This is a genomic window from Rhizobium sp. 01T417, assembly GCF_056398905.1.
Genome location: NZ_JBFTQH010000051.1, coordinates 21,961 through 31,704, shown reverse-complemented (window position 1 = coordinate 31,704; position 9,744 = coordinate 21,961). Strand labels below are relative to the sequence as shown.

7 protein-coding genes are annotated in these 9,744 nt (G+C 60.8%); 4 read left to right on the top strand and 3 right to left on the bottom strand.

Annotated elements, in window-relative coordinates:
* Positions 1 to 202: 202 nt before the first annotated feature.
* Positions 203 to 676 (bottom strand): Lrp/AsnC family transcriptional regulator, encoded by a 474-nt coding sequence (locus AC1DPR_RS28635; RefSeq protein ID WP_018857467.1) that lies wholly within the window; start codon positions 674 to 676, stop codon positions 203 to 205.
* A gap of 146 nt (positions 677 to 822) precedes the next feature.
* On the opposite strand from AC1DPR_RS28635, the gene AC1DPR_RS28630 reads away from it, so the two are divergent.
* Complete coding sequence (locus tag AC1DPR_RS28630; RefSeq protein ID WP_113471585.1) at positions 823 to 1,728, top strand: DMT family transporter; 906 nt, start codon at positions 823 to 825, stop codon at positions 1,726 to 1,728.
* A gap of 58 nt (positions 1,729 to 1,786) precedes the next feature.
* Here the strand turns inward: AC1DPR_RS28630 and AC1DPR_RS28625 are convergent, their stop codons facing one another.
* Together AC1DPR_RS28625 and AC1DPR_RS28620 are read right to left on the bottom strand one after the other, a co-directional pair.
* Positions 1,787 to 2,308 carry a GNAT family N-acetyltransferase gene (locus tag AC1DPR_RS28625; RefSeq protein WP_113471586.1) on the bottom strand — a complete coding sequence of 174 codons (522 nt, stop codon included), beginning with the start codon at positions 2,306 to 2,308 and terminating at the stop codon, positions 1,787 to 1,789.
* Between the two features lie 9 nt (positions 2,309 to 2,317).
* The gene (locus tag AC1DPR_RS28620; RefSeq protein WP_113471587.1) at positions 2,318 to 3,982 is read right to left on the bottom strand and encodes an electron transfer flavoprotein-ubiquinone oxidoreductase; all 1,665 of its coding nucleotides are present in this window, start codon (positions 3,980 to 3,982) and stop codon (positions 2,318 to 2,320) included.
* A gap of 244 nt (positions 3,983 to 4,226) precedes the next feature.
* On the opposite strand from AC1DPR_RS28620, the gene AC1DPR_RS28615 reads away from it, so the two are divergent.
* The 3 genes from AC1DPR_RS28615 to AC1DPR_RS28605 all read left to right on the top strand — a co-directional run bounded on the left by AC1DPR_RS28615 (position 4,227) and on the right by AC1DPR_RS28605 (position 9,622).
* Positions 4,227 to 5,015, top strand: a complete 789-nt coding sequence (locus AC1DPR_RS28615) for an SDR family oxidoreductase (RefSeq protein WP_113471588.1) — start codon at positions 4,227 to 4,229, stop codon at positions 5,013 to 5,015.
* Positions 5,016 to 5,225: 210 nt separating this feature from the next.
* Positions 5,226 to 6,509, top strand: a complete 1,284-nt coding sequence (locus AC1DPR_RS28610) for an efflux RND transporter periplasmic adaptor subunit (protein ID WP_113471589.1) — start codon at positions 5,226 to 5,228, stop codon at positions 6,507 to 6,509.
* The gene (locus tag AC1DPR_RS28605; RefSeq protein WP_018857473.1) at positions 6,506 to 9,622 is read left to right on the top strand and encodes an efflux RND transporter permease subunit; all 3,117 of its coding nucleotides are present in this window, start codon (positions 6,506 to 6,508) and stop codon (positions 9,620 to 9,622) included. The genes AC1DPR_RS28610 and AC1DPR_RS28605 overlap by 4 nt, the downstream gene beginning before the upstream one ends.
* Positions 9,623 to 9,744 lie beyond the last annotated feature (122 nt).

Sequence of the window (9,744 nt, the reverse complement as noted above, 5' to 3'; positions counted from 1 at the left end):
CACGATCATGGATGAAGGAAAAGTCGATCACCGCGTCGATCTTGCGCAGCAGGTGATCCTTCGGCACCAGACTGTCGAGCGTCACCATCTCAAGAGCCGTCTGGGTGGGGGCAGGTTTCTTCAACATGTCCCAATGAATCACAAACCCCTGGACCAAGCCAGGAGTTTGTCAGCGGTCTGACGGGGCCGATTGGCCCCGTTTCTATTTCAGTTCCGGCAGCTTCAGCGCTCCGTGGGTTTTCATGCTGCGAATGGCAAAGTTCGAGCGGATATCGCTGACATTCGGCAGGGTCAGCAGCGTGTCCGTCAGCAGCCGCTCATAGGCTGCGAGATCCTCGACCACCACCTCCGCAAGAAAGTCGGCCGTTCCCGATATTAGAAAACACGACACCACCTCGGGAATGGCGAGCAATGCCGCCTCCTGCGCCTGCGCGTTCTCGCGGCTGTGATGGGCGACCTTGAGCTCGACGAAAACCGTCAGGCCGAGACCGACTTCCTTGCGGTCGATATCGGCGCGGTAGCCGCGGATTACGCCGGTCTTTTCCAGATTGCGGATACGCCGCAGACAGGGGGACGGCGACAAATTGACCTTTTCGGCAATCTCCACGTTGGTCGCCCGGGCATCCTCCTGGAGGCATTCCAATATCGCCAGATCGAATTTATCAAGATTTGGCATGTTCGAAAAAATCCTTTGGCGTGATTGGCAGATAATTGCTCATACCAGTATTTTGGCGGCATAGATAGCAAGGACATGCCTCGCCGTTTCCGCTTATTCTTCTCTCAACCGGACAGCAATCCGGACGATCACGAGAGGAGAGATCGATGAGCGCCGTTACCTTCACGAACAATGAAAAGTCCACGTCGACATCTGTCGGATATGCCGGCGCCGTCGTCACCGTCCTCATTTGGGCAGCGTGGATCCTGGCGACGCGTCACAGCGCGGCGACGCAGCTTGGCACGATCGATATCGGCCTGATCCGCTACGGTATTCCGATGCTTGTTCTGGCGCCCGTCTGGCTGAAGACTGGATTGCTGCCGAAAGGCGTGCCGCTCCGCCTGCTTGCCACGATGGTCGCGGGCGCTGGCGCCGTTTTCTTCCAGCTGACCACGTCGGCCATTCACTCGACCCCGGCATCCGCCGCCGGTATTCTGCTCGGGGGGTCCATGCCGCTTGCCACTGCGCTGATCGGCGTCATCGTCTTCCGGGAACGACCGGACTTCATGCGCGTGCTCGGTCTTGCCGCGATCGTCGGCGGCGTTGCCATCCTACTGGTCCGCAGTCTCGCCGGTGCGGCACTACCCTGGACCAGCTTTGTTCTGCTACCGATGGGAGCGATCCTATGGGCAAGCTACACGCATGCCTTTCGCCGCTCCGGCCTGACGGCTCTGCAGGCCAGCGCGCTCATCGCCATCTGGTCATTTCTCATCCACATCGGTCTGGCCGTCGCCTTCGGTACGTCGATTGCCAGCGCACCACTTGGTGAGGTCGGCTTGCAGGTACTGAGCCAAGGCGTGCTGTCCGGCCTTGCTGCCACGGTCGCCTACGGCCTTGCGGTTCATGCGCTGGGCGGCACCCAGGCAGCTGCCTTCACGGCAATCACGCCGGTGCTGGCAACGATCGGCGGCGGCCTATTGCTTGGGGAGGAAATCGGCATCGCCGAGATCGCCGCCGCTGTTATCACCGGGCTCGGCGTAGCACTCTCGACCGGCATCGCCTCACGCCGATAGCAACTCCGCAGTTCGGGCCGGCGGCCAATCCGCCGGCTCACTCTATTGTTCCATGCCGCTATCGCTTCAGCGTAAGAACCATCGCAACCCGTCGTTCCGGATCCATCCCAACCGCGATTTCGTGATCCAGCTTTTTCTTCAGGAAATGCGGAACGGCTTCGACACTCGGCAGCACAAAGCCGAGGGAGGCGTAGAAGGGCGCGTTGAACGGAACGTAGCGATCCGTTGTCAGCGTCAGTGCCGATAGCCGACGCTGCTGCGCCATCTCGATTGCAGCCGACATCAGACGCCGCCCGACACCCCTGCGCTGCCAATCCGGGCAAACATCCAGTTCGATCACATAGAGCGTGCCTTCGATTTCCTCGACCGCGAGAAAGCCGACCGGACAGTCGCCGTCATCGGCGGCAACGAGCAGCAGGCCCGCATCGAGCGACCCCCGCAACAAATCGTGTGGCAGCGCGTGCGCTTCCCTGATAACGCCGAGCGCCTCCGCCAGCGTCGCGAAGGCATCGAGCTCGATCTCAGTCAGGCGCGGCAGCTCATCGAGACGCGCCTGCCGTATGGCGCAGGCGTTGCTCATGACTGCTTCTTACATATTCGGATAGACCGGTCCCTCGCCGCCCTGCGGCGGCACCCAGTTGATGTTCTGGTTGGGGTCCTTGATGTCGCAGGTCTTGCAGTGGACGCAGTTCTGGGCGTTGATGACAAAGGTCTCTTGCCCATCCTTCTCCACCCATTCGTAAACGCCGGCCGGACAGTAGCGCGTCGAAGGACCGGCATAGATGTCGTGCTCGGACGACTTCTGGAGCGCCATGTCCTTCACCTGCAGATGCACCGGCTGGTCTTCCTCGTGGTTGGTGTTCGACAGGAACACCGAGGACAGACGGTCGAAGGTGAGAACGCCGTCGGGCTTCGGGTAGGCGATCGGCTTGTGCTTGGCGGCCGGCTCCAGCGAAGCCGCATCGGTCTTGCCGTGCCTGAGCGTACCGAAGATCGAAAGGCCGAAGAGCTGGTTCGTCCACATGTCGAAACCGCCGAGCGCCACGCCGATTGCCGTGCCGAACTTCGACCACAGCGGCTTGACGTTTCGCACCCTCTTCAGGTCCTTACCGATGTCGCTTGAGCGCCAGTCGTTCTCGATCTCGACCACCTCGTCATTGGCGCGACCGGCTGCAATCGCCGCGGCAATCCGGTCCGCTGCCATCATGCCCGACAGCACCGCGTTGTGGCTGCCCTTGATGCGCGGCACGTTGACGAAGCCCGCCGAACAGCCAATCAGGGCGCCGCCGGGGAAGGATAACTTCGGTACAGACTGATAGCCGCCCTCGGTGATCGCACGCGCACCATAGGACAGCCGTTTGCCGCCCTCGAAGGTCGTGCGGATCGCCGGATGCGTCTTGAAGCGCTGGAACTCCTCGAAGGGATACAGGTAAGGGTTCTTGTAGTTCAGGTGGACGACGAAGCCGACGGCAACGAGATTGTCTTCGAGGTGGTAAAGGAAGGAGCCGCCGCCGGTCTTCATGCCGAGCGGCCAGCCGAACGAGTGCTGCACGAGACCTCGGCTGTGGTGCTCGGGCTTCACCTGCCAGAGTTCCTTGATGCCGATACCGAACTTTTGCGGCTGGCGATCCCTCGACAGATCGAACTTGGCGATCAACTGCTTGGCAAGCGAACCGCGGACCCCCTCGCCGATCAGCACATACTTGCCTGTTAGCGCCATGCCGCGGGTGTAGTTCGGGCCGGGCTCGCCGTTCTTCTCGATGCCCATGTCGCCGGTGGCCACGCCAATGACGGCCCCCTCGTCGTTGTAGAGCACCTCGGTCGCGGCAAAACCCGGATAGATCTCGACGCCGAGTTCTTCCGCCTTTGTGGCGAGCCAGCGACAGACGTTGCCAAGCGAAACGATGTAGTTGCCGTGGTTGCTCATCAGCGGCGGCATCATGAAATTCGGCAGGCGCACCGAGCCCGCCGGGCCGAGCACCAGGAAGTGGTCGTCGGTCACTTCGGTCTTGAACGGATGATCAGCCTCTTGGCGCCAGCCAGGCAGCAGACGGTCGATGCCGATGGGATCGACGACGGCACCTGACAGGATGTGCGCGCCGACCTCAGCCCCCTTCTCGAGCACGACGACCGACAGTGCCGGATTGACCTGTTTCAGGCGGATCGCAGCCGACAATCCCGCAGGGCCGCCACCGACGATCACAACGTCGAATTCCATGCTTTCGCGCTCGGGCAGTTCAGTCGTATCGGTCATGCATCATCTCCGCTCGGCCGACATCGCGGCCACATTCCCCGTGATGGGGTTATCTCTTGGCAAAACAGAGCTCTATTGTCGAGCCGGGAAACGACAGCGAATCCCCCAATTCGCGCAACAGCATTTCTAGCGCCAGATAAATATATGCAGCTTACGTAAACGTCAAATTACAAACAATGCCAGACGCCGCTTTCGTCTCCCGTCGGCGCGCCGTATAGAAAGACGGACAAATGGAGAAATTGACATGGATCTGGGCATCAAGGGCAAGCGCGCACTCGTTCTGGCATCGTCGCGCGGATTGGGGCATGGCATCGCCGTGGCTTTGGCACGTGAGGGCGCGAACGTTCTTCTCTGCGGCCGCAGCGGCGAGACGCTGGAGGCAAACTGCCGCGCCATCAACGCCGAAGGAAGTGGCAAGGCGGATTGGATCTGGGCCGATCTCTCGGACGAGAATTTCGTCGAGACCGTGACCGCCGCCGTGCATGAAAAGCTTGGTGGCATCGATATCCTGGTCAACAATACCGGTGGCCCCACGCCAGGAACGACGCAGGACATGACGCCCGAGAAACTGGAGACCTATTTCTTCTCCATGGTGCTGCGGGTGATCGCGCTCACCAACGCATTGTTGCCATCCATGAAGGAACAAGGCTGGGGGCGCATTCTCACTGTCGCGTCGTCGGGCGTCATCGAACCGATCACCAACCTCGCTCTTTCGAACACGCTGCGCCCCGCCCTCGCCGGTTGGAGCAAGACGCTGGCAACGGAGATCGGACGCTTTGGGGTCACGTCAAACCTTCTGCTTCCCGGGAGCATTCTGACCGGCCGCACCGACGAGGTAGATGGGGCGGCCGCCAAGCGCACCGGCAAGAGCCTCGATGAAATCCGCTCTGCCAAGGAGGCCGCAATCCCCGTCGGTCGCTATGGGACGGTCGAAGAGTTCGCTGCAACCGCCGCCTTTCTTTGCAGCCAGCCCGCGAGCTACATCACGGGCAGTCTTGTACGCTGCGACGGCGGAGCGGCGCGATCCGTCTGATTGAAAAGGGGAAATTGGGAAAGTGTCGGCTACGGCGGATCGACGATGCCCAACAAATGGTATTTCAGCTCATTCTTTCATTACAAAAATTTAAGCCATTATAACCACTTAGTGATGGTCGGTTCGGCAATTGTGTCTTTTTTGCGCCGTAATAGACGTGGTTCAATAGAGCCTTGACTTTCGCGCAACTCGCCCAAACCGGTCTCGCATATGAAGAAACTTTTGATCACGGCCTGCATTATAGCTGCTGCCAGCGTTGGCGCTTGGCAATACAGGGAACGAATCCCGTATCTTTCGCAATTTTTGCCCCACGCTCAGCCGCAGGCCGATGCCGCCGACGGCGGCCACCAAACGGCGGGCGATGCATCGCAGAAATCCGGTGATCAGAAGGGCGGCAGCAAGGGTCGCAACCGCAACGGCGGACCAACGCTGGTCAAGACTGTCGCAGCAGTGAAGACTGTTTTGCCCCGGGACGTCACAGCTTCGGGCTGGGCAGATGCGGACGACAACACCACGATCGCGGCCCAGGAACAGGGGATCGTTACGCAGATCCTCGCCTCGGACGGCGCCACCGTCAAACAGGGAGATCTGATCGCCAAACTCGATGCCCGCACCGCACAGGCAACGGTCGACAAGGACAGCGCCATGGTCGTCCGCGACCAGGCAACCCTGGCGGAGTCCGAAACGGCGCTGGCACGCGCCAATGACCTTTTGAGCTCAAAGGCCGGCACACAGCAAAGCTACGATCAGGCAAAGGCGGCCCGCGATACGGCAGCCGCGACCGTGGAGGCCGATAAGGCCGCGCTTGCCGCCGATCAGGTCCTGCTTGAGCATACCGATATTCGCGCGCCCTTCGACGGACGCCTTGGCGATATCGCCGTGAGCCCAGGCGCCTTTGTGAACGCCGGCTCCGCGATCGTGACGATCGCAAAGTACGATCCGATCTACGTGAAATTCCACCTGCAGGAACGCGACCTCCGGCAGTTGAAGCTTGCACTTGCCGCAGGCCCGGTGGACGTCAGCACCGTTCCTCAATCCGACAAGGCCAAGCCACGTCAGGGCCATATCAGCTTTTACGACAACACCGTCGATCCTGCGTCCGGCACAATTCTCGCGAAGGCGAAGTTTGAGAACGCGTCCGGCGCTTTATGGCCCGGGCAATCGGTCAACATCGTTGTCCACTTCAACAACAATGAACAGCAGGTCGTGGTCCCGACCGTTGCTGTCAGTCCCGGCGCCGACGGCTTCTTCGCCATTGTCGCGCGCGACGGCAAGGCTCATGTGACACCCGTCACCGTGGCGCGCGCGAACGGTGGTTTCACCGCCGTCTCGCAAGGCCTGTCCGAGGGCGATCACGTCATCATCGAGGGACAGGCGCAGCTGGTCGACCAGCAGCCGGTCAAGGAACAGTTCGACGACAAGGCATTGAATGTCGCCTCGGTTGACCAAACCGCAGGCAAAACCGAAATCATCACAGCGGGCACGGAAGAATGATACCGAATTTCTGTATCCGACGTCCTGTTGCAACGACGCTGCTTGCCATCGGCGTCGTGCTTGCCGGCCTTGCCGGCTACCAACTCGTGCCGGTGGCAGCCCTGCCGCAGGTCGACTTCCCGACGATCAACGTCTCGGCCGCGCTGACCGGCGCCTCACCGCAGACGATGGCGACTTCGGTCTCCACGCCGCTGATCAAGCAGTTCCAGACCATTCCCGGCATCAGCGAAATCAGCGCCACGAACTCGCTCGGCAACACCAGCATCGTTCTGCAGTTCGATCTCAATCGCAACATCGATGCGGCAGCAGCCGATGTTCAGGCAGCGATCTCGCATGCCACGCGGCAATTGCCCGACAACATGACGACGCCGCCAAGCTATCGCAAGACGAACCCCGCCGATGCGCCGGTCATGCTGCTTGCCGTGCAAAGCGACACCATGCCCCGCAGCAAGCTCGACGAGATCGCCGAGGACATCATCTCGCCGTCCCTTTCAACACTTCCCGGCGTGGCTGAGGTTTCGGTATTCGGTGCGCAGACCTACGCGGTCCGGGTCGAGGTCGATCCCAACAAGCTTCTCAACCGCGGCATCGGTATCGATACCGTCAACCAGGCGCTGGTCGCTGCCAACAGCCAGGTTCCCGTCGGCTCCCTGCAGAACGACTCGCAAAGCATGACAATCAATGCGGACACTCAGCGGACCAATGCCGACGAGTTCCGTACGCTTGTCATTGCCAATCCCAACGGCGCACCGATCCACCTCGGCGACGTCGCCGACGTGCAGGACAGCGTTCAGAACCAGAATACCGGCAGCTGGTACGACGGCAACCGCAGCATCATTCTTGCCATTCAACGCCAGCCCGATGCCAATACCGTCGAGGTCGTCGACGCAATCAGGGCGAAGCTGCCGGGTCTGCACGCCGAAATCCCCGCCTCTGTTTCGACAAAGGTCATGAACGACTCTGCGCAGCCGATCAAGGACGCGATCACGGACGTGAAGTTTACGCTGCTCCTGACGATCGGCCTCGTCGTCCTGGTCATCTACCTCTTTACCGGTCACCTGACGGCGACGATCATTCCGGGCCTTGCCGTGCCGCTGTCGCTGATTACCACCTTCGGCATGATGTACGTGCTCGGATACAGCATCGACAACATCTCGCTGCTCGGACTGACGCTCGCAGTCGGCCTTGTCGTCGATGACGCGATCGTCATGCTGGAAAACATTCTCCGGCATGTCGAGGAAGGGATGCCGGTTCTCGATGCGGCGATCAAAGGCGCCGGCGAAGTCAGCTACACCATCATTTCCATGTCCGTGTCGCTGATTGCCGTCTTCATTCCGATCCTGTTGATGGGCGGCGTCGTCGGCCGCATCTTCAACGAGTTCGGCATGGTCGTTGCGATCGCGATCGTCGCCTCCGCGATTGTCTCGCTCACAGTGACGCCGATGCTGGCATCAAGGCTCGGCAGTGGCCACGACCGCCCGCCCTTCTTCATCCGTTGGTTCGATGCCGGTTTCGAGCGGACACTCAGAGGATACGAAAAATCGGTCGGCTGGTGCCTGAAGCATCGTCCAGCCGTCCTCGCCCTGTTCGTGGCGTCGGTTGGCCTGACTGTCTATCTCTTCATGACGCTGCCATCCAGCTTCTTCCCCACCGAAGATATTGGACGCCTCAACATCTCGACGCGCGCACGCCAGGACATCTCCTATCCGGCGATGCAAGCGTTGCAGAACCAGGCAGCGGAACTCGTGAAGCAGAATCCCGCCGTCAATCACGTGATGTCGATTGTCGGCGGCAACGCACGCAGTCCGTTGAACAACGGCACGATGTTTGTCGAACTCAAGGACAAGGATCAGCGTCCACCGCTTGAGCAGACGTTACGGGAATTGCGGGCGAGCATCGGCAAGATTCCTGGGCTGCAGGCCTACATCACGCCGCAACAGAGCCTCCGCTTCGGCGGCCGTCAGACGGCGAGCCAATACCAGCTCGTCGTTCAGGCGCTGAGCGCCGATCAGACAAACGTCTGGGCAGACAAGATTCAGCAGGCCATGCGTTCCGATCCGCGTTTCACCGACGTCGCCTCAGATGCGCAGAACAATGCCCTGCAGGCCAATATCGTCGTCGACACGGAGAAGGCGGCAGCCTTCGGGATTACCGACGGACAGCTGCGGACGACCCTGCAGGAAGCGTTTGGCGGATACACCGCCGCCCAGATCCAGTCGACCGGCGACAGCTATGACGTGATCGTCGAGTACGATACGAGCAAGCCCTGGGACGACCAGAAGCTTCAGGAAATCCGCGTCGCTTCAAGCAACGGCGCCCTCGTTCCCTTGTCCAACTTCGCAAGGGTAGAACGCACGACGGGGCCGGTGACGATCAACCAGACCGGTCAGCTTGTCTCGACGACAGTCTCCTTCAACCTGCCGGCCGGCGAAGCGCTTGGCGATGCCACGGCGGCGATCGACCAGATCAAGAAAGACATCAACATGCCAGCGGACGTTTTCACGTCCTACGGTGGCACGGCGCAGATATTTGAGCAGTCCCAGGGCAACACGCCGCTGTTGATCCTGGCGGCAGTGCTGACGATCTACGTCGTGCTGGGTGTCCTCTACGAAAGCTTCATTCATCCGCTGACGATCCTTTCCGGCTTGCCGGCCGCGGCACTCGGTGCCCTGCTGGCGTTGAAAGTGATGGGCTTCGATCTTTCGATCATCGCGCTCATCGGCCTGCTGATGCTGATCGGTATCGTCAAGAAGAATGCGATCATGATGATCGACGTGGCGCTGGAGAACCTGCGCTCCGGCAACGGCATGTCGCCGTCGGAGGCGATTCATGAAGCCTGCGTTCGACGCTTCCGCCCGATCATGATGACGACCTTCTGCGCCCTCCTCGGCGCGCTTCCCATCGCTCTCGGGACCGGTGCAAGCTCGGAACTGCGCCAGCCGCTCGGCATTGCCGTCGTTGGCGGTCTCGTCGTGTCGCAAGCATTGACGCTTTTCATCACCCCGGTGATCTTCGTCGAAATGGGCAGGCTTAGCGATTGGCTCCTCAGCTTTGGACGGAAGAAGAAGACCGAGCACGATGAGGAGATACCTCAGGCATTGGCCGCCGAGTAGGGAACAAGCGGGCGCCATTGGCGCCCGCCGCATTTTTCACTTCAAGCCTTGAACAACGGCGGCCTCTGTGGCATCACGCGCCCTCCTTGGGCGCGTTGTTTCGCGCCTTAGCGGAGCTTGGC

Excerpts from the sequence above, each read along its gene's own strand:
- AC1DPR_RS28635 (WP_018857467.1), bottom strand. The coding sequence starts at position 676 with ATGCCAAATCTTGATAAATTCGATCTGGCGATATTGGAATGCCTCCAG.
- AC1DPR_RS28630 (WP_113471585.1), top strand. The coding sequence starts at position 823 with ATGAGCGCCGTTACCTTCACGAACAATGAAAAGTCCACGTCGACATCT.
- AC1DPR_RS28625 (WP_113471586.1), bottom strand. The coding sequence starts at position 2,308 with ATGAGCAACGCCTGCGCCATACGGCAGGCGCGTCTCGATGAGCTGCCG.
- AC1DPR_RS28620 (WP_113471587.1), bottom strand. The coding sequence starts at position 3,982 with ATGACCGATACGACTGAACTGCCCGAGCGCGAAAGCATGGAATTCGAC.
- AC1DPR_RS28615 (WP_113471588.1), top strand. The coding sequence starts at position 4,227 with ATGGATCTGGGCATCAAGGGCAAGCGCGCACTCGTTCTGGCATCGTCG.
- AC1DPR_RS28610 (WP_113471589.1), top strand. The coding sequence starts at position 5,226 with ATGAAGAAACTTTTGATCACGGCCTGCATTATAGCTGCTGCCAGCGTT.
- AC1DPR_RS28605 (WP_018857473.1), top strand. The coding sequence starts at position 6,506 with ATGATACCGAATTTCTGTATCCGACGTCCTGTTGCAACGACGCTGCTT.